This is a genomic window from Polynucleobacter difficilis (assembly GCF_003065365.1).
Classification (GTDB): domain Bacteria; phylum Pseudomonadota; class Gammaproteobacteria; order Burkholderiales; family Burkholderiaceae; genus Polynucleobacter; species Polynucleobacter difficilis.
Genome location: NZ_CP023276.1, coordinates 1,283,087 through 1,303,840 on the forward strand (window position 1 = coordinate 1,283,087; position 20,754 = coordinate 1,303,840).

Below are 20,754 nucleotides of genomic sequence, written 5' to 3' on the forward strand. Positions count from 1 at the left end.
AACTGCTCTTTTCAGCTGTTCTTAATTACTTTGCTACCGCCACGCACGCGCACAGTTTCAAATAAACACACTGCTGCTGCAGTAGCTACATTGAGCGATTCCACTTTGGAATGCATCGGAATCGATATAGCCTTTCCATGCATTAAAAACCCATGGCTTATGCCCTGCCCTTCACTGCCAAAAACCCAAGCAACCGGCTGACGTAATTGCTGATCCAGTGCGTATAAAGAAGTTTCACTATGGGCACTGGCTAAAAAAAGAGGTGCAGTAATCCGCTCAATCGCCTGCTCCGTCGACCAGCCCTCATGCAGGCGTAAGGTGCGATGTGCGCCCATGCCAGCACGCAATACTTTGCTTGACCAGAGGTGGGCACAGCCACTAATCGCAACGACATCAACAACACCAGCGGCAGCGGCAGTTCTCAGCATAGCCCCCACATTGCCTGCATCCTGAATACGATCTAGCACCAATACATCGCCAGTGAGCGCATCCTGATTTGAGGGCTTGGTCTGTGTGACCGACTCTGGCAAGGAAAGTAGGCCCGCAATCTGAGGAGCATTGGCAAGCTCGCTGAGCTCACCCCATAAACCCGCATCCAGATGAATGACGCGCGTATCCGGACAAGCAGCGCAATGCTGACGAACTAGGACATCAATTTCATGATTGGCAATCCCAACATCCGATGTAATCAACACAGCAAGGGCGGGATCAGACGCCCAAGCCTGCACGATGTGAATACCCTCTAATAAAACGCGTCCTGAACTGAGGCGTGCCTTTTGTCCCTTAGAGCCCGTTGCCTGGAGCGCCCTTAATTCTTTAAACAAGGGATTATCGCGGGAGGAAATAAAGTCGGTCATACAGTAGCCTGATCCAATACCGCACGCACCGGAGAAAAACTACGGCGATGCTCGGGGCATGCGCCCCATTGACGTAATGCAGCCAGATGAACCGGTGTGGGATAGCCCATGTGCTGCAAAAACCCATAATCTGGATAACGCGCGTGCAACGCTTCCATTTGACGATCACGCGTAACCTTAGCCACGATCGATGCCGCAGAAATCGCCGGCTCTTTGCTATCGCCTTTGACAATCGCCTCTGCTGGGATAGGTAAACGCGGGCAACGATTGCCATCGATTAAGGCCTTATCGGGCAGATGCCCGAGGCGCGCGCACAAATCATCCACTGCCCTTTGCATGGCCAGCATGGTGGCCTGCAAAATATTGATCTGATCAATTTCAACTGGGCTAGCTTCGCCCACACCCCACGCCTTTGCCTTGAGGACGATTTCTGCATACAAAGCTTCGCGGCGCGCAGGCGTTAAACGCTTCGAGTCTTTGAGTCCTGAAATCGGTTTGAGAGGATCTAATACCACTGCGCCTGCAACCACTGCGCCAACCAAGGGGCCTCGTCCGGCCTCATCTACACCGCAGATCCAAATTGCCTCGCTCATCTGCGCGACTCGGCCATCGTTTGAGCAATCGCTTGCGCTACTAGCAAGCCCGTTGGCTTGCGTAAGGTTTCGTGCAGGGCAGAAAAGTGCTCCTTTAGGCGGGCTACCTCAAGCGGTTTACCCAGCCAGTGCAAAACAGCATTGGCCAGCTTTTCTGGTGTCGCATCGTCTTGCAATAGCTCAGGCACGACGAACTCGCCAGCCAAGATATTGGGTAAGCCGACATAAGGCAAGTAACCTTGTCGCTTCATAATTTGCGCAGTGAGCCAGGGCACCTTGTATGAGATCACCATCGGTTTTTTCCAAAGCGCTGCCTGCAAGGTTGCCGTACCGCTGGCAATGAGCACCACATCCGCAGCTTCTAAGATCGTATCGGCATTCCCGTCGATTAGATGAATCTGAATATCCGGATATTGCACACGCGTTTGTGCGACAAGGCTTTCCAAGGCGGGGCGCAAACGGGGCGTTGCAACGGGAATGACAAATTGAGGGAACTGCCCTTGAAGACGGCTAGCAATTAAACCCATCGCCTCAAAAAAAACAGGGGCAATGAATTCAATTTCAGAACCGCGGCTACCGGGTAAAACAGCAATCACGAGCCCATCTAAATCGGCTCGCCCTATTCCAGCACTTTTTAGCTCAGGAAACAAACATAGTCGATCGCGCGCACTCTTGGGATCAATCTCCATCGGAATGGTGCTTGCCAGTGGATGACCAACGTAGCTTGCGGCAATACCGGCACGCGCATAGATCTCGGTTTCAAACGGAAAAATACACAGCACGCGATCAACCGCCTGCTTGATTTTTTTAATCCGGCCGCCGCGCCAAGCCCAAATCGATGGCGACACAAAGTGGATCGTTGGAATGCCCGCAGACCGTAGCTTTAGCTCTACGCCCAAATTAAAATCCGGCGCATCAATACCTAGAAATACATCGGGGCGATCTACCTCAATTAAGGTATTCAGTAGGTCTTTGCGTAGACGCAAAATCGCGGGGAGCTGAGTTAATGCCTCAACGTAGCCGCGCACACTTAAGGTCTCCATCGGCCAGCGCGAATCAAATCCTTCCGCCTGCATTAAGGGTCCGCCGACACCATAAGCTGAAAGACTAGCCATCTCAGGCATCTGATGGAGTGCATGCAAGACTGGCGCAGCCAATAGATCGCCCGAAGGCTCACCGGCAACGCAGGCTAACTTAGGCAATGCAATCCTAGCGAATAATACCGCGCGTCGAGGCGGCTATAAAGTCATGAAACTCAGTCAATTTTTGAGCCGTGGCTGCATCGCTACTATTCTCATGAACCATTTTTTGAAGCGCCACTTTGGCCTCTTCAAAACTCAGGCCATCCTTGTAAAGTACTTTGTAGGCTTGTCGCAGGGCTGCAATCGTTTCCGGTGAAAAACCACGGCGCTTGAGACCTTCGACGTTAATACCGTGGGGCGATGCTTTATCACCCGCAGCAATCACAAATGGCGGGATGTCTTGCACCAAGGCAGAAGCACCGCCGAGCATTGCGTGTTGGCCAATACGAACAAATTGATGTACGCCCGACATGCCGCCCATAATGGCCCAGTCATGCACATGCACATGGCCCGCTATCTGCGCATTACTTGAAAATATGGTGTTGTTACCAATCTTGCAATCGTGTGCAATGTGCACATACGCCATGATCCAATTGTCATTACCTAACTGGGTAATGCCATCGTCTTGAGCCGTACCCGTATGAATGGTGGTGAACTCCCGAATGGTATTGCGATCGCCGATCTGCAGGCGGGTTGGTTCGCCGCGGTATTTCATGTCCTGAGGCGCGCCACCAATGGCAGCAAAATGGGCAATGGTATTTTCAATGCCCAAAGTCGTGTGACCCTCGATCACGGTATGCGAACCAATTTTGCTGCCTGCGCCAATTTGCACGTGCGGACCAATGACGGAATAAGGCCCTACTTCCACATCACTGGCTAACTGGGCTTTGCTATCAACAATCGCAGTGGCGTGAATTCGGCTCATTACACACCCTTAGTCCGAACGGCACAGGTAATGTTCGCCTCTGCTGCCAGCTCATCGTTCACCGTTGCCTTGACCTGAAATTTATAGATGCCTGCTTTTTCACGCTCGAGGATCGCCGTCATAATGAGTTGATCGCCAGGTAATACCGGCTTTTTGAAACGCGCCCCATCGATGCCTGCAAAGTAATAGATCGCATTCTCTGCCTTCGCTTCTGAGAAAGTGAGCAATGCCGCAGTTTGAGCTAAAGCCTCAATAATCAATACGCCCGGCATCACCGGAAAATCAGGAAAGTGTCCCTGAAAGAAAGGCTCATTCATCGTGACATTTTTTAATGCGGTAATGCTAACGCGCGGGGTTATTTCCAATACGCGATCAACCAGTAAAAAGGGATAGCGGTGCGGCAGTAGTTTCAATATCTGATTAATGTCGATGGAAACGGCGTTGCTCATGGTTGCAATCCAATAAAAAGGCTAAGTTAAGTAATAGACCAATCGGCAGACTAAGTTGCCTTAGTCCGAGCCGGACTTCGTTTTCTCTAAATGGCGTAAGCGTTGCCGTATTTTATCTAGGCCACGCGCTATTGCGGAGTTTTTCTCCCACGCGGCATGCGGCATGGATGGGTAAACGCCCGTAAAGTGCTGTCCTGGCTCGGTAATGGATCGGATAATGGAAGTGCCACCTGAAACAGTAGTGCGATCAGCAATGGTTAAATGGCCGGCAAAATTGGCATAGCCGCCAATGACGCAATAGTTGCCAATGGTGGTGCTCCCGGAGATGCCGGCACACCCTGCAATCACAGTACACACGCCAATCACTGCGTTATGGCCAATTTGGACCTGATTATCGATTTTGCAGCCGGATCCAATCACGGTATTACTCATTGCACCACGGTCAATGGTGGTGGATGCCCCAATTTCCACATCATCCCCAATGAGCACTGCGCCGGTCTGAGGAATCTTCACCCATTCACCGCCAGCGGAATTGAAGTCAGGCGCAAAACCAAAGCCATCTGCTCCAATCACAGCGCCGCTGTGAATGATGCAACGTTGTCCGATTTCACAATCGGCATAAATCGACACCGATGGGTAAATAAGGCTGTCATCACCAATGCGCACGCCCGCAGCCACCGTTGTATTGGCCATGATCGTGACGCGCTCACCCAGCACCGCCCCTTGAGCGATATGCACGAATGGGCCAATATGGCAGGATGCTGGTACTGTCGCACTCGGATCAATTGCAGCCTGAGGATGAACTCCAGGCTGACGCTGATTTGGCTTTTGCGCCGCAAAGTACTGAGCCATGCGCGCAAAGGTTGCGTAGGGATTGCGGGCCAAAAAATAAACTCGGCCCGATTTAGATGCGGCAGAAGCCGTTTGCAGGTAGTCGAAATCAGTCTGCCCAACAATCAATGCGCCAGCAGCACTATCAACTGCCTGCTGACGGTATAGGGGATTGGATAAAAAGGAGATTTGCTGCGCTGTGGCTCGCTCTAGTGGAGCTAAGGAGTCCAGCAATATGGAGCCATCACCCACCAAGCTGGCTTGAAATTGATTGGCCAGCTCGATGGCAGTGGGCATAACTTACTTCAGGTTATTGAGGGCCTTGATAACATCGTCGGTAATATCGGCACGAGGGCTAACATACGCCGCCTCTTGTACGATGACATCAATTTTGCGTTGCTCAGCAATTTGCTTAAGGACAAGGTTAGCCCTCTCTGCAATCTTGGCACGCTCTTCAAACGTACGTTGATTCAAATCTTCAGTAAATTCGCGTTGCTTGCGCTGCAATTCACGGTCTTGATCAGCAAGCTCGCGCTGACGGCGAATACGCTCTGCTTCAGACATCACCGCTGCATCACGGTCTAACTTTTCAGCAGCTGATTTAATTTTTTGCGCACTGTCACGCAACTCATTTTGGCGTTTGGTAAATTCATTCTGCAAGCGCGTTTGCATAGCCTTAGCCAAGTTAGACTCGTTGAAGACTTTTTCTGAATTCACTACCGCAACGCGATTTCCAACATCCTGGGCCATGGCTGGTGCAAGCATGCCAGCAGAAATAAGGGCAACCAAACTGCGCTTGGCCCACTGAATGGAGTTTTGATGCTTCATAAATCGTTCCTTACAATTAAAACGCAGTACCTACCTGGAACTGCAAACGCTGGATATTATCGGTTGGCTGGGCATTCACCGGCAAACCATAACTAAACTTCAAGGGGCCCAGCGGTGATATCCATGATAAACCCAAGCCATAAGAATATCGCAGAACTAGATTAATGTTCTCGCCGAAGGCATTACCACCGTCCACAAAGGTAAATAAACGCAGGGTTTTATCGACACCAGAGCCTGGCACCGGGAAGGTGTACTCCACATTGGTGACGATTTTGGACTGCCCGCCGGTAGGCTGGAACGTGCCTGTGATGGTGTTGAAATAATTAGGCCCTAATGAGCCTGGGGCATAGCCCCGTACCGACCCAATGCCACCCACAAAGTAGTTTTTCATGATTGGAAAGGGTTTACTGCCGTAGGCCTCTCCATAACCAACCTCGCCGTTAAAGGACAAAATATTGCCCTTGGAGAAGGAGTGATACTTTTGATATTGGCCAAATAGGCGATAGAAGGTCAAATCACCCACCGGAGTACCTACTTCGGCAGACAGCTGCTGCAAAGACCCTTTTGAGGGTATCAGCGCACTATCGCGACCATCGCGTGCCCACGCTGCGGTAATAGGAACGTTGTAGGTTTGTAGGCGGCCTGGGACCGAGGTGCCGAAATCCTGTACGTACTGCTGGTATGGAATTGGCGTATTGGTTGTCGCATAAATCGAGAAAATCTCAATGCCAGTCCCAAAGAAGACACGATCAACTTCGGTGTATGGGACGCCAAATTTGATATTGGAACCAACCGTCTTAATTTGGTAATCGGGATCGCCAACATAGTAAAGCGGCTTGGATGAGCGGTAATACAAGTCCGTATAGCGGCTAATACCGTCGTCCGTAAAGTACGGATCAAATTGCGACAAGGTTAAGTTTTGATTGATCTTGCCTAAAGAGAAATTAAGGCCAATCGCAGTTCCGGTTCCGAAGGCATTCTCTTGATTAATACCCGCAGACAAAATTAATTTTTCAGTGGATGAGAAGCCGGCACCGATATTAATGGCGCCAGTGGGCTTTTCTTTCACGGCAACATTGACATCCACTTGGTCGGGTGAGCCTGGGACGTCAGCAGTGGAAATATCGGTCTCCGTGAAATAACCTAAGCGACCGATACGCTCCTTAGAAAGCCTAATCTTGTCGCTATCGAACCAAGAGCTTTCAAACTGGCGCATCTCGCGCCGCACCACCACATCACGGGTTTTTGCGTTACCAGTGATATTGACTTGGCGGACATACACTCGCCTACCTGGGTCAACCACCAATGTAATATCCACCTCAGCCAAATCGCGGCGAATGTCGGGCTGCGGATTAATCGATGCAAAGGCGTACCCATAGGATCCCAAGATTTCGGCAATCGCTTTGGTTGTCTCAGCAAGCTTTGCGGAAGAAAAAGTATCGCCCGCTTTTAAGGCTAAGACTTGCTTCAGCTCTGCTTCTTTTCCAAGTAACTCGCCAGCCAAACGCATGTTCTTGACCGTGAATTTCTTGCCTTCACTAATGCTGATCGTGAGGAAAATGCCTTTCTTGTCTGGCGTAATCGAGACCTGCGTGGAGTCAATTACAAATTCAAGGTAGCCTCGGTTCAAGTAGTAAGAACGAATGGTCTCCAGATCGGCTGTGAGTTTTTGCTTGGAGTACAGATTGTCTTTGCTATACCAAGAAAGCCAGCCACCAGTTTTGAGCTGCATCTCACCCAGAAGCGTGCTCTCACTAAACACTTTATTGCCGATGAAATTGATCTCTTGAATCTTGGCGACAGGGCCTTCATCAATATTAAAGAAAATAGCTACTTGATTGCGCTCAACTGGAGTAACGGTGGCCACCACCTCGGCCGCATAGAGGCCTTTGCTAACGTACTGGCGCTTCAGCTCCTGCTCCGCCTTATCAATCAGCGCCTTATCGTAAAACCGAGCTTCGGCGACGCCAACGGCCCTGAGGGATTTACGCACGACCTCCTGGTCAAACTCTTTCATCCCCGTAAATTCGATACGGGAAATGGTTGGACGCTCCTCGACAATGACGATTAGGACATTGCCTTGTGCTTGAATTTGCACATCGCGAAAAAAGCCAGTGCTATACAGGGCTTTAATGGATTCGGCGCCTTTTGCCTGGGTAAAGGTTTCGCCCACCTGAATCGGCAAATAACTAAAAACGGTGCCTGGCTCAACCCGCTGCAGACCCTCCACCCGAATGTCTTTGACCACAAAGCTCTCGGCAGCCTGTAATGGCATGGCAAAACTGGTCAGCAAAACAAAGCTTGCTTGGATCAGCAGTCGGAGACTAAATCGAGGGGCTAGCAGGGACAAATTCAAGATAAGAAATACCGTTGTAAGTCATTAAATAAAGCAAAAAGTGTTAACGAAATCAACAAGATAAAGCTTAATTTATGAAGCCATTCTTGCACTGAAATCGGTAAGCGTTTTCCGGATACCAACTCCCATGCATCATACAGGAGCTGACCCCCATCGAGCATGGGGATGGGGATCAAATTCAGAAGGCCAATGCTGATGCTCATGAGGGCCAAAAAGCCAAAAAAGGCATGCCACCCCACTTGCGCCGACTTGCCTGCCATATCGGCAATACTTAAGGGCCCGCCCAGCTGGTTTAAGGAGGTTTCCCCCGTAACCAGACCCAGCATTAATTTGCCTGAAACCACCGTAATCAGCCAAACCCGCTCGCTTGCATACATCAGCGCATCTATCGGGCCTAAGCGCAGCATCACCATCTCTTCTGGCTTGGCGCTTGCCGGTCTAATACCCAATGCTTGAAGTGGGTCTTGCTTGGGCTGAACCTGCGGCAAAGCATCGGCAGGAAACGGCACTGCAATGCGACCTCCGCTAGGGCTCGTCAGCTCCAAAACAAAGCCCTTCTCACCCGTAATGGCATCTAGCAGTTGCCAGCGCAATTGGTTCCAGCTGATGACTGGCTCAAAATCGGCCGAAGTGGCATTGATATCGCGCCAGCCCGTTACCAGGTCTCCTGCAACCAATCCCACCTTAGCGGCGACCGATGCCTCCGGTGGAGCTTGCAAACGTGCCGGTAATTGGACTGCGCCGGCAAGGTATATAACCATCAAAAAAGCAATCGCCAAAATGAAATTAGCTAGCGGCCCCGCGGCAACAATAAAGGAACGCTGCCAGAGCGGTTTGCGATCAAAGGCATTCGCTTCGTTTGCTGCATCGATGTGTTGCTCTGGATCGCGACCATCCAGTAATTTGACATAGCCACCCAGCGGAATTGAACCAATCACCCATTCGGTTTTATTTCGGCTAGTAAAGCGAAATAAGGGCTTACCAAAACCAATTGCAAACCGTAATACGCGTACCCCGCACATGCGCGCTGCCGCATAGTGGCCATATTCATGAAAGCCCACCAAAATCCCGATCGTGAGGGCGAAGGTAAAAAGAGTAATGAGTCCTTGCACCCGATGCCTCTATTTCCTAGCTAGCGTGGAAACCAGCTGCGCTGCAACCTGGCGTGCCTGCGTATCCGCGCCCAGCACAATCTCAATTGAACTGGCAGGAACGGATTGAATCGCGGAGAGTGTTTCACGAACCACGCTAGCGATTTGCAAATACGGCAAGCGCTGATCCAAAAACGCAGCCACTGCCACTTCATTAGCAGCATTCAGAATCGCCGGGGCAGTGCCACCCACCTTAGCCGCCTCAAATGCGAGCGCCAAGCACGGGAAACGTTCAAAATCAGGCTCTGAAAAATGCAGGTTTGCCATCTGCGCTAAATTCAATGGCGGCACGCCGGCATCGATGCGATCAGGCCAAGCCAAGCCATAGGCAATCGGAGTGCGCATGTCGGGCTGACCCAATTGCGCAATCACCGAACCATCGCGATAACGCACCATCGAGTGCACTACGCTCTGCGGATGAATCAATACTCGTATTTGAGATAAAGGTAATCCAAATAACCAGTGGGCCTCAATGACCTCTAAGCCTTTATTCATCATGGTTGCTGAATCGACCGAGATCTTACGTCCCATTACCCAATTGGGATGTGCGCACGCCTCATCAGGCGTAATGGTTTTGAGGGCATCCAGACTCTTCTCCCGAAATGGACCGCCCGATGCCGTCAGCCAAAGCTCCTCGACGCCAAAATGGTCGCGCGTATTTCCGTTGGATGTGGAACCAAACCGATCCGGCAAGCATTGAAAAATGGCGTTGTGCTCACTATCAATCGGCAAGAGCTCTGCACCGCCCGCTTTGACTGCGCTCATGAATAGATCACCCGACATCACGAGGGCCTCTTTATTGGCCAGCAGAATGCGTTTACCTGCTTGTGCCGCAGCCAAGGTAGGTGCTAAGCCAGCCGCGCCGACAATTGCTGCCATCACGGTATCGCAGTCCGACTCCAGAACAGCAGTAAGCAATGCCTCTGGTCCGTGGAGGATCGTCAGTTGACCACTCTTTTCTGCAAGCAATTGCTTTAACTGTGCCGCGCCAGCAGCATCAGCCACCACGGCAATGCGAGGCTTAAATTCCAGGCACTGCTGTGCCAGACGCTCAACCTGGCGTCCTGCCGTTAGCGCAACCACCTCAAAGCGATCGGGATGCGCCCGAATCACATCCAGGGTATTCACACCAATTGATCCGGTGGACCCTAAAACCGTAACGCGGCGGCGTAAAAAAGAATTGCTAGAGCTATTCATTTCAAGAGTCCAACCAGCAATACAACGATGGGCATGGTTGGCAACAGCGCATCGATGCGATCGAGAACGCCGCCATGCCCCGGCAGCAAATGACTACTATCTTTTACTCCGGACAATCGTTTGAGCTGCGATTCAAACAAATCGCCGACAATGCTGAGGGCCGTTAAGCTGATCACCAATAAAAACATCGGCAGCCACCCCCAACTGACTGCAAAGGCGCCAAAGATCGTTGCCGTTGGAGGTAAGTACAGAGCGCAAAGGGTCGCAAACAAACAGCAGAGAACGATCCCACCTAAAGCACCTTCAACCGTTTTGCCCGGACTTAATTGCGGTGCCAGGCGACGACGTCCAAAGGCTTTACCAATAAAATAAGCGCCAATATCCGCAACCCAAACCAAGGCCATTGCTGTGAGTAGCCACAGCAAACCCATTTCTCTCAAGAACACCAAAGCAAACCAGGTCGCCGGTAGAACGATTAAACCCAATACAGCCAAAAAGAATTGCCATTTCGATAGGGTCAGTTGGGTGCCGCGCGACATGATGAGTGGCGCCCCAACGATCCAAAAGACCATTGCCAATAAAAGCAGCGCGATATCGATATCCACATTGGAAAAGAAAAGCAAGGCTGCAATTGCAATGAAACACAGGCCGGCATAAATCAACGCTGCTCTAGTGGCGCCAGGCGCAATCAAGCGACTCCATTCCCACGCGGCCAAGATAATCATGACAAGGAAAAGGGCATTGATGTAGATCGGCGGTAATAGAAACAGAATTGGTAAAAAAACTGCCAGTAAAACAGTTGCAGTAATTACCCGGGTTTTAAGCATAGGGTCGCTTAAGCGGAAGCAGAGAGAGTTTCTGAAGCAAGCTGAGCGCTGGTGCGACCAAAACGGCGCTCGCGCTGACTAAACCAATCAAACGCAACTTGTAAATCAGACGCAGTAAAGTCTGGCCACAGCGTATCGGTAAAGTACAACTCGGTATAGGCCAATTGCCAAAGCAAGAAGTTACTCACACGCTGCTCACCCCCAGTACGAATAAATAAATCCGGTTCGGGCGCGTAGGCCATAGATAAATATGGCTGCAGAAGGTCTTCCGATACTGCATCGGCTTCGATATTCGGATTGGCACGCAACATTTCGCGCGTTGCTTGCAAAATGTCCCAGCGGCCGCCGTAATTCGCTGCAATCGTCAAGGTGAGGTCTTTGCAGTGCGCGGTCTTTTCTTCAGAATAAGCAATCATCTCCTGAATCGATTGATCGAATTGACTTAAATCGCCAATCAGGCGCAATTGAATGCCATTTTCTGCCAAGCGGCCGACTTCGCCGCGCAAGGATTTCAGAAAGAGCTTCATTAAAAAGCCGACTTCCTCTGGAGGGCGACGCCAATTCTCGGAACTAAAGGCAAACACCGTCAGAAATTCCACACCCTGGCGACGGCATTCTTCAACTACCTTGCGAACTGCGCCCAAACCTTCGGAGTGGCCAGCAACGCGCGGCATATGGCGCTTACTTGCCCAGCGACCATTGCCGTCCATGATGATCGCCACATGGCGCGGCACTGCCCTCACCTCAGGGATTTCAATTGTTGAGCTAGTGTGTCTAACCATGGACTTGAATGAGTAGGAATCGTGACAGCGACTACACCGTCATGATTTCCTTTTCCTTATCAACCACAATTTTGTCGATGTCGATGACGGCTTTGTCGGTCATCTTTTGAATCTCATCAGTAGCGCGACGCTCTTCGTCCTCGGAGATTTCTTTATCTTTCGTTAAGCGCTTTAAATGCTCATTGGCGTCACGACGTAAATTTCGCACCGCAATCTTCGCGTCTTCACCTTCGCTTTTGACAAGCTTGGTTAGTTCACGACGACGCTCTTCAGTCAGGGCTGGCATCGGTACTCGAATAATCGTGCCTTGCGATGCTGGGTTTAGGCCCAAATCAGAATCCCGAATGGCTTTTTCAATCACCGCCACCATGGTTTTTTCGAAAGGCTGAACATTGATCGTACGCGCGTCTGCTAAACCCAAATTAGCCACCTGCGTTAAGGGCGTGGGGTTGCCGTAGTAATCAACCTGAATGTGCTCCAAGATGCCAGGATTGGCACGGCCCGAACGAATTTTTGCCAGTCCACTCTTTAAGGACTCGAGCGACTTCTGCATCTTTTGTTCAGTCGTGTTTTTGATTTCAACTGCGGACATGCTGTTCTCCTATTAGACGTGCACCAAGGTGCCTTCGGACTCGCCCTGTACTACGCGCAACAAGGCTCCCGGTTTTAAGATTGAAAATACTTTAATCGGCAACTTGCGATCGCGGCATAAGGCAAATGCAGTGGCATCCATCACTTGCAGGTTTTGAATAATCGCCTCATCAAAGGTAATCGAGTCATACCGTGTCGCGCTTGCGTCCTTATTGGGATCGCTGCTGTAAATGCCATCCACCTTGGTGGCTTTGAGCATGATATCAACGCCCATCTCGGCACCACGTAACGCCGCAGCAGTATCGGTTGTAAAAAATGGATTGCCGGTACCGGCAGCGAAAATCACGACCTTACCTTCGCTCATCGCCCGAATGGCCCGCGGGCGAATGTAGGGCTCCACCACTTGATCCATCCGCAAAGCCGATTGAACACGAGCCTCAACACCCTTTTGACGCAGAGCATCTTGCAACGCCAATGAATTCATCATGGTGGCTAACATACCCATGTAGTCTGCTGTAGCGCGGTCCATGCCGGCAGCGCCGCCAGCAACGCCGCGGAAAATATTACCGCCGCCAATCACAATCGCCAGCTCAATGCCTAGGCGGACCACCTCAGTGATTTCAGCAACCATGGAATCGATGGTGGTTGGGTTGATGCCAAAAGCATCCTCACCCATTAACGCTTCACCAGAAAGTTTTAGGAGTACGCGCTTGTATGCTGGCATGGTCGTTTAATCTACTTAGGTTATTGATTTATATGTATTTTTTAATGGTTGATTCCCATTATAAAGGGCAAAGAAAAGGGCGTAGAAACTTTCGCTTCCACGCCCTGTTCGGGTACCAAACCAAATCAATACAAGGGCTTAATGACCCCCTGCGTTTAAATGGTCATTTATACGCTTGCTTTTGCTGCGGCAACCTGGGCTGCCACTTCCGCTGCAAAGTCATCTTGCCGCTTCTCAATGCCCTCGCCCACGATGAACATCGTGAAAGACTTAATCGTCGTATTTGCGGCCTTGAGCATTTGCTCCACGGTTTGCTTATCGTTTTTCACGAAGGGTTGATTCAAAAGAGATACCTCTTTCAAGTACTTTTGCACTGAGCCCTCAACCATCTTGGCAACGATATCCGCAGGCTTGCCGGATTCCGCTGCTTTTTGCTCTGCAATGTTGCGCTCAGTGGCAATGTTTTCTGCCGGAACATCGGCAGTAGACAAAGCAACCGGCTTCATTGCAGCAATGTGCATCGCAACGTCTTTCGCGGCTGTTTCATCGCCAGTGAACTCCACCATCACACCAATGCGGGTTCCATGCAAATAGGAAACCAATTTGCTGTCGCCAGCAAAACGCTGAAAGCGGCGTGGGGTAATGTTTTCACCAATACGACCAATCAACTTGGTGCGAACCGCTTCAACGGTTTCGCCTTCAAGTGGCAATCCAGCTAAGGCAGCCACGTCAGCTGGGTTGCTATTCGCAACCAGCTTGGCGCAGTTGTCTGAAAACGCCAAGAAGTCATCGTTCTTCGACACAAAGTCAGTTTCGCAATTAACTTCAATTAAGGCGCCAGTGGTGCCGTTGATAAAAGCAGCTACGACACCTTCAGCGGTAACTCGGGAGGCGGCCTTGCTGGCTTTGCTACCCAACTTCACCCGCAGAATTTCTTCTGCTTTAGTCATATCGCCATCAGCCTCGGTCAATGCTTTTTTACACTCCATCATCGGAGCATCGGTTTTGGCGCGCAGGTCGCCAACCATTGCAGCGGTAATTGCAGCCATTACTCAGCCTTCCCTTCTTCAACGAACTCTTCTTCGCCTTCTTTAACGGCAGTCAAAATCTCTTGAACTGCGTTGGCTTTGCCTTCCAAAATGGCATCGGCAATACCGCGGGCATACAGGGTTACTGCTTTGCTGGAGTCATCGTTGCCTGGAATGATGTAATCCACGCCTTCAGGGGAGTGGTTGGTATCCACAACCGCAATCACTGGAATGCCTAATTTCTTGGCTTCGGTAATCGCAATTTTGTGATAGCCGACGTCCACGACGAAAATCGCATCAGGTACGCCATTCAAATCCTGAATACCGCCCAAGGCTTTTTGTAATTTATCGAGGTCACGGTCATTGGTGAGGGCTTCCTTCTTGGAAAGCTTTTCCCAATCGCCTGCTTCTTTCGCAACGGCCATGTCTTTCAGACGCTTCAGTGAGCCTTTAACGGTTTTGAAGTTGGTCAGGGTGCCACCGAGCCAGCGGCTATCGATGTACGGCATACCTGCACGCGCTGCCTCTTCGGCGATGATCTCGCGGGACTGGCGCTTGGTACCAACAAACAAAATGGTGCCGCGATTGGCTGCAATTTGTTTTGCCACTTTCAGGGCTTCCTGAAACATGGGCAATGTTTTTTCCAAATTGATGATGTGAATTTTATTGCGATGGCCAAAAATATAAGGGGCCATCTTGGGGGACCAGAAACGTGTTTGGTGGCCAAAATGGCAACCGGCTTCCAGCATCTGACGCATAGTCACTGACATAACATTCTCCTAAGGGTTTGATCTAAGGTTAGGTCCTAGCTGCACTAAAAAGTGCCACCCTGGAAGGCCTAACCCGCAATTTCGGTTCACCAGATGCCGTCACATGGACGTCATCGAATCAACCGATTCCAAAATTATAGCTTACATATCAATTAGCTAGGGCATCCCGGCTTAGCCAGACCCCCTGCCTGAAAGTGCCTGAAATGCCCTTAGATTGCCCATAAAACCGCCAAGTCGTTGATAATAAAAGCATGAATAGTGTATTTACCGACGAAAACGACATCCAAGGGATGCGTGAAGCGGGCCGGCTGGCCAGCGAAGTACTAGACCACGTAGCGCCTTTTGTGCAGCCTGGCATCAGCACTGGCGAGTTAGACCGTATTTGCCATACCTATATGCGCGATGTGCAAAAAACCATACCAGCGCCACTCAATTACCAGCCGCCGGGATATCCACCCTTTCCGGCATCGATCTGCACCTCGGTGAATGACGTCATTTGCCATGGCATCCCCGGTGACAAAATCTTGAAATCCGGTGATGTAGTTAATCTCGACATTACCGTGATCACCCCAGCTGGCTACTTTGGCGATACGAGTCGTATGTTTATGGTGGGTGAGCCATCGGTGCTGGCAAAACGCTTAACCCAAATTACCTTTGAATGCATGTGGCTTGGCATCGCTCAAGTGAAGCCAGGTGCGCGCCTCGGCGATATCGGGCACGTCATCCAAACCCATGCTGAAAAAGCCGGTTACTCGATTGTGCGTGAGTACTGTGGTCATGGCATTGGCAAAGTCTTTCACCAAGATCCGCAAATTCTGCATTACGGCAGGCCCGGCACTGGCGAAACATTAGAAGCCGGTATGACCTTCACTATTGAGCCCATGATCAACGCCGGTAAACGCGACATTCGGACGATGCCGGATCAATGGACGGTGAAGACCAAAGACCGCAGCCTATCAGCGCAGTGGGAACACACCCTGCTCGTGACCCACAAGGGTGTTGAAGTCCTAACGTGGTCAGAAGGCAGCAACCCACCGCCCGAATGCGTTGCCGGATTGCATTTCCGCCCCAGCGCATAGTTCACCCGACAAACGGCATACCCTCATTCATGCGTACGGCCACACAAAATCCAGTTGTGATCAGTAATGGGGCTCAGTTACGCACTGCTCGTGAAGAGGCGTATGCAGAGTTTCAAGCGCACCAAGGCGTCGATAAACTAAGTAAGCAGCTGAGCAACATGAGTGACGTGCTGCTCATGAATTTGTGGTCACAATGCCAATTGCATGACGATGCCGCCCTGCTTGCGGTCGGCGGCTATGGGCGCAGCGAACTTTTTCCGTACTCTGACGTCGACATCTTAATTTTGCTCCCTGACCACGAGTCAGAAACGCTCTCTGCTCGCGTTGAGCAATTCATTGCGCAATGCTGGGATGCAGGAGTCGAGATTGGCTCGTCTGTGCGTAATAGTGCCGAGTGCCTATCGGAAGCGGCCCAGGACATTACGGTGCGTACCTCTTTACTAGAGGCGCGCTTTTTAGGTGGTAATCGCAATCTATTTACGCAATTCTCCAAAGCCTATTGGAATGCCATGGATCCCAAGGCCTTCTTCCAGGCTAAATTGCTTGAGCTCAAGCAACGCCATCAAAAATACCAAGATACGCCCTACTCCTTAGAGCCTAATTGCAAAGAGAGTCCAGGCGGTTTACGCGATATCCAGATCATTACCTGGGTCAGTAAAGCAGCGCAGTTTGGTAATGGCTTTCAGGATCTGTACAAAAAGGGGATCATTACTCGGCGCGAGCTTACCGAGATCAAGCGCAATAAGCGCCTACTCGAAACCATTCGTGCCCACCTGCATTTGCTGGCAAAACGCCGACAGGATGTGCTGGCATTTGATTTGCAGGCGCCACTCGCAAGCGCCATGGGAATTGAGGCTGAAAGCAATCGCGCTGCGAGCGAAGCCATCATGCGGCGCTACTATTGGGCCGCAAAAGCAGTAACCCAGCTCAATGATGTACTGCTGCAAAACATTGAAGCATTACTCTTCCCGCAAGAATCAAAAACAACGCATGCCATTCCTGGGGAAGAGAACCAATTCTTTATTGAGCGCCAAGGTTTGCTTGATATCACCGACCCCATGCTTTATGAGAAACACCCCGAGCAGATTCTCAGAACCTTTTTAGTCTTTACCCAATCACCCACCTTAACCGGCCTCTCGGCAACCATCTTTCGGGCGCTCTACAACGTGCGCAACCGCATGGACAGCCAGTGGCGCAAAGACCCTGCCAACCGCGCGCTCTTTATGGAAATCCTCAAACAGCCAGACGGTGTGACGCGCGCCTTCCAGCTGATGAACCGAACCAGCGTATTGGGTCGTTACTTACCTGCCTTCCGAAAAATTGTCGGGCAGATGCAGCATGATTTGTTTCACGTCTATACGGTTGATCAACACATCTTGATGGTGTTGCGTAATGTACGGCGCTTCATGATCATGGAGCATACGCAGGAGTTCCCTTACTGCAGTCGCTTGATTGCGAACTTCGATAAACCATGGCTGATTGTTTTAGCCGCCCTTTTTCATGACATCGCTAAAGGCCGTGGCGGTGATCATTCCGAGTTGGGCATGCGCGATATGCGGCAGTTCGCCAAAGACCACAGTCTCAGCAAAACCGATACCGAGCTCTTGGTGTGGTTAGTGGCAAAGCACCTGAAAATGAGCCAGGTAGCTCAAAAACAAGACATCTCCGATCCCGATGTCGTCGCGCAATTTGCGAAAGAGATGGGCGATGAGCGGCATCTTACTGCGCTCTATTTACTCACCGTTGCCGATGTCAGGGGCACCAGCCCCAAGGTTTGGAATGCGTGGAAAGCTAAGCTGTTAGAGGATCTCTACAGAGCCACCTTGCGCGTGCTGGGCGGCGCCAAAACCGATGCTACATCGGAATTAGCCCAGCACCAAGAAGAATCCCGGCGTAATTTACGCCTCAATGGCATTGAAGATGAGGCCTATGCGGACTTATGGCAAAAATTGGATGTCGCTTTTTTCTTACGCCAAGATGCGGGTGATATTGCCTGGTTAACTCGGCACCTCTTTAATCGCGTCGATAGTACAGAGCCCGTAGTGCGCGCCAGACTATCGACCGTAGGCGAAGGACTGCAAGTTGCTGTCTATATGCCGGATCAAGCCGATCTATTTGCGCGCATCTGTGCCTACTTTGAGCGCCACGGCTTTTCTATCTGGGATGCACGCATTCATACAACGCGGCACGGTTATGCGCTAGACACCTTCCAGGTCACTGGCATGAATCGTTTAACCGAAACCGGCAGTTACCGCGACCTCATTCAACTAGTGGAATATGAACTCAAGACGGCGCTTGAAAAAAGCGACTCACTCCCGGCGCCCAGCATGGGCCGCCTATCCAGGCAATCCCGCAGCTTTCCGGTGCAAGCTAGGGTCAATATGCAACCCGATGATCGCGGTCAGTATGTCGTTCTTTCGCTCTCAGCAAGCGATCGTACCGGGCTGATCTATGCAGTGGCACAGATCCTTGCAAAGCACCGCGTTTCCATCCACACCGCCCGCATTAATACCTTGGGCGAACGCGTGGAAGACGTACTGCTACTCAATGCTGCAGAACTCAGCAAGAATCCGAAACTGCAAATCCAGATTGAAACCGAAATCCTAGATGTATTGGCCAGCTAAGGCCTATAACCAATCGATAGCCAGTCGACATTGCATTACTCTTGCGCAAGTAAACCCAACATCGCTGCTTCGTCAATCACCGGCACACCAAGTTCTTCCGCTTTAGTGAGTTTGCTGCCTGCGTCATCGCCTGCCACAACGTAATCGGTCTTTTTAGAAACGGAGCCCGCTACTTTGGCGCCAGCGCGTTCTAGTCGCTCTTTTGCTTCATCCCGCGATAAGGTAGGCAGCGTGCCCGTGAGTACAAATGTTTTACCTGCTACCGCTGCGCTGACCTTTTTCTCTTCGACACTGAGCACCATGCCCGATGCGAGTAATTGCTCGATTACCTCACGGTTGTGGGGTTCTTGCATGAAGCCGGTGATTGAGTCTGCCACAACGGGGCCAACATCCCGAACCGTTAACAGGTCTTCGCCTGTGGCATCCATGAGGGCGTGCATATTTTGATAGTGATTGGCTAAATCTTTTGCGGTCGTTTCGCCTACATGGCGAATACCTAAGGCAAAGATGAAGCGGGCCAAGGTCGTGGTTCGCGATTGATTAATCGCCTGAATTAAATTATCAGCCGACTTCTCACCCATGCGCTCTAAATTGGCAACTGCCGTAAATCCCAGGCGGTATATATCGGCTGGGGTGCGCACCAAATTATTGTCTACGAGCTGATCGACAATCTTTTCTCCAAGCCCCTCAATGTCCATGGCGCGGCGATGCGCAAAATGAACTAAGGCCTGCTTACGCTGCGCACCGCAAAATAGGCCACCACTACAGCGGGCAATGGCCTCATCTGCTACGCGCTCAATGTGTGAGTCACACACGGGGCAGCGGCTTGGCATCTCAAAAGCCTTGGTATCATTCGGCCGACGCTCAAGCACCACCGACACCACTTCGGGTATCACATCACCCGCACGTCGTACTACTACGGTATCGCCAGTGCGCACATCCTTTCGCTTCACCTCATCTTCATTGTGTAGCGTGGCATTGGTCACGGTGACGCCACCCACTTCCACTGGGGCTAAGCGAGCAACAGGCGTAATAGCGCCAGTGCGCCCCACCTGAACATCAATTCCTAATACGGTTGTGAGCGCCTCTTGGGCTGGATACTTATGAGCTAAGGCAAAGCGCGGCGCCCTCGAAACAAAGCCAAGCTCAGCTTGCTCTGCAAAGGAATTGACTTTATAGACAACGCCATCGATGTCATAAGGCAAACGATCACGCTTGCTACCAATCTCCCGATAGAAGCTCAGGATATCGTCCACCGATGACAGAACTTTGCGTTCCGCACAAACAGGCAGGCCCAGGCTAAGGTATTGATCAAGCAATGCGCTGTGGGATTTTGGCAACCAACTTTGTGGCTCACACGCACCCACGCCATAGGCAAAAAAGGATAAAGGCCGTTTTGCGGTAATTTTCGAGTCCAACTGGCGCAGGCTGCCCGCAGCGGCATTGCGCGGATTCGCGAATTCTTTTTCACCTAAGCGAGCAGCCTCTTGATTCATCTTCGCAAAATCAGCAAGATGCATAAAGACTTCACCACGGACCTCAAGTACTGCTGGAATAGTATTGCCTTGAAGACGGAGTGGGATTGCTCGAATGGTTTTAATGTTGGCCGTAACGTCTTCACCGCTACTACCATCGCCGCGGGTGGCCGCTTGAACCAATAGACCATTTTCATAACGCAGGGAAATGGCTAGGCCATCAAACTTCAACTCGCCCGCATAGGTCACCTGGTTTTGTTGTAAGCCCTCACGGCAGCGGCGATCAAAATTCATTACCTCTGCATCATCAAAGGCGTTATTGAGGGAGAGCATGGGGACAGCGTGCTTGACGCTCGTGAATTCTTTTAAAGCAGCGCCGCCAACACGCTGCGAGAGTGAGTCCGGCCTTACCCAATCGGGATGGACTTGCTCGAGTGCAATTAATTCGCGATACAGGCGGTCATACTCACTATCGGGCAATAAGGGGGTATCGAGCACATAGTAGGCGTGATCTAAACGTGCAAGCTCTGACTGAAGCCAAGCATATCGCTCCGCTGAATCCATCGGATCGGAATGCGGCATTTC

The 20,754-nt window shown here is 51.1% G+C and carries 19 protein-coding genes; 2 read left to right on the top strand and 17 right to left on the bottom strand.

What is annotated here, in order from left to right; genetic code table 11:
* Positions 1-11: 11 nt before the first annotated feature.
* The 16 genes from AOC34_RS06560 to rpsB all read right to left on the bottom strand — a co-directional run bounded on the left by AOC34_RS06560 (position 12) and on the right by rpsB (position 14,991).
* Positions 12-857: a TrmH family RNA methyltransferase gene (locus tag AOC34_RS06560; protein WP_108469315.1), complete on the bottom strand. Its 846-nt coding sequence runs from the start codon at positions 855-857 to the stop codon at positions 12-14.
* Complete coding sequence (gene rnhB, locus AOC34_RS06565) at positions 854-1,450, bottom strand: ribonuclease HII (protein WP_108469316.1); 597 nt, start codon at positions 1,448-1,450, stop codon at positions 854-856. The genes AOC34_RS06560 and rnhB overlap by 4 nt, the downstream gene beginning before the upstream one ends.
* A complete protein-coding gene (gene lpxB, locus AOC34_RS06570) occupies positions 1,447-2,652 on the bottom strand; it encodes a lipid-A-disaccharide synthase (protein WP_108469317.1) in 1,206 nt (401 codons plus the stop codon). Before lpxB ends, rnhB begins: the two co-directional genes overlap by 4 nt.
* Positions 2,653-2,659: 7 nt before the next feature.
* Positions 2,660-3,457, bottom strand: a complete 798-nt coding sequence (gene lpxA, locus AOC34_RS06575; protein WP_108469318.1) for an acyl-ACP--UDP-N-acetylglucosamine O-acyltransferase — start codon at positions 3,455-3,457, stop codon at positions 2,660-2,662.
* A complete protein-coding gene (fabZ, locus tag AOC34_RS06580; protein ID WP_108469319.1) occupies positions 3,457-3,906 on the bottom strand; it encodes a 3-hydroxyacyl-ACP dehydratase FabZ in 450 nt (149 codons plus the stop codon). The genes lpxA and fabZ overlap by 1 nt, the downstream gene beginning before the upstream one ends.
* Positions 3,907-3,966: 60 nt before the next feature.
* Positions 3,967-5,034: a UDP-3-O-(3-hydroxymyristoyl)glucosamine N-acyltransferase gene (gene lpxD / locus AOC34_RS06585; protein WP_108469320.1), complete on the bottom strand. Its 1,068-nt coding sequence runs from the start codon at positions 5,032-5,034 to the stop codon at positions 3,967-3,969.
* A gap of 3 nt (positions 5,035-5,037) precedes the next feature.
* Positions 5,038-5,565 carry an OmpH family outer membrane protein gene (locus AOC34_RS06590; protein WP_108469321.1) on the bottom strand — a complete coding sequence of 176 codons (528 nt, stop codon included), beginning with the start codon at positions 5,563-5,565 and terminating at the stop codon, positions 5,038-5,040.
* 16 nt (positions 5,566-5,581) lie between these two features.
* Positions 5,582-7,840, bottom strand: a complete 2,259-nt coding sequence (bamA, locus tag AOC34_RS06595) for an outer membrane protein assembly factor BamA (protein ID WP_108470096.1) — start codon at positions 7,838-7,840, stop codon at positions 5,582-5,584.
* A 77-nt stretch (positions 7,841-7,917) separates the two neighbouring features.
* On the bottom strand, positions 7,918-9,033 hold the full coding sequence (locus AOC34_RS06600; protein WP_108469322.1) for a M50 family metallopeptidase: 1,116 nt from the start codon (positions 9,031-9,033) through the stop codon (positions 7,918-7,920).
* Positions 9,034-9,042: 9 nt separating this feature from the next.
* The gene (ispC, locus tag AOC34_RS06605) at positions 9,043-10,269 is read right to left on the bottom strand and encodes a 1-deoxy-D-xylulose-5-phosphate reductoisomerase (protein ID WP_108469323.1); all 1,227 of its coding nucleotides are present in this window, start codon (positions 10,267-10,269) and stop codon (positions 9,043-9,045) included.
* A complete protein-coding gene (locus AOC34_RS06610; RefSeq protein ID WP_108469324.1) occupies positions 10,266-11,096 on the bottom strand; it encodes a phosphatidate cytidylyltransferase in 831 nt (276 codons plus the stop codon). Before AOC34_RS06610 ends, ispC begins: the two co-directional genes overlap by 4 nt.
* Positions 11,097-11,104: 8 nt before the next feature.
* Positions 11,105-11,878, bottom strand: coding sequence for a polyprenyl diphosphate synthase (uppS, locus tag AOC34_RS06615; protein ID WP_108469325.1), 774 nt, complete (start codon positions 11,876-11,878; stop codon positions 11,105-11,107).
* A 31-nt stretch (positions 11,879-11,909) separates the two neighbouring features.
* Complete coding sequence (gene frr / locus AOC34_RS06620) at positions 11,910-12,470, bottom strand: ribosome recycling factor (RefSeq protein ID WP_108469326.1); 561 nt, start codon at positions 12,468-12,470, stop codon at positions 11,910-11,912.
* Between the two features lie 12 nt (positions 12,471-12,482).
* The gene (gene pyrH, locus AOC34_RS06625; protein WP_108469327.1) at positions 12,483-13,193 is read right to left on the bottom strand and encodes a UMP kinase; all 711 of its coding nucleotides are present in this window, start codon (positions 13,191-13,193) and stop codon (positions 12,483-12,485) included.
* 167 nt (positions 13,194-13,360) lie between these two features.
* Positions 13,361-14,242: a translation elongation factor Ts gene (gene tsf / locus AOC34_RS06630; protein ID WP_108469328.1), complete on the bottom strand. Its 882-nt coding sequence runs from the start codon at positions 14,240-14,242 to the stop codon at positions 13,361-13,363.
* Positions 14,242-14,991 (bottom strand): 30S ribosomal protein S2, encoded by a 750-nt coding sequence (gene rpsB, locus AOC34_RS06635; protein ID WP_108469329.1) that lies wholly within the window; start codon positions 14,989-14,991, stop codon positions 14,242-14,244. The genes tsf and rpsB overlap by 1 nt, the downstream gene beginning before the upstream one ends.
* Positions 14,992-15,242: 251 nt before the next feature.
* Between rpsB and map the strand changes: the two genes are divergently transcribed.
* Positions 15,243-16,070 carry a type I methionyl aminopeptidase gene (gene map, locus AOC34_RS06640; RefSeq protein WP_108469330.1) on the top strand — a complete coding sequence of 276 codons (828 nt, stop codon included), beginning with the start codon at positions 15,243-15,245 and terminating at the stop codon, positions 16,068-16,070.
* A 29-nt stretch (positions 16,071-16,099) separates the two neighbouring features.
* Positions 16,100-18,694: a [protein-PII] uridylyltransferase gene (locus tag AOC34_RS06645; protein WP_108469331.1), complete on the top strand. Its 2,595-nt coding sequence runs from the start codon at positions 16,100-16,102 to the stop codon at positions 18,692-18,694.
* A 35-nt stretch (positions 18,695-18,729) separates the two neighbouring features.
* Here the strand turns inward: AOC34_RS06645 and ligA are convergent, their stop codons facing one another.
* Positions 18,730-20,751: an NAD-dependent DNA ligase LigA gene (gene ligA / locus AOC34_RS06650; protein WP_108469332.1), complete on the bottom strand. Its 2,022-nt coding sequence runs from the start codon at positions 20,749-20,751 to the stop codon at positions 18,730-18,732.
* Positions 20,752-20,754 lie beyond the last annotated feature (3 nt).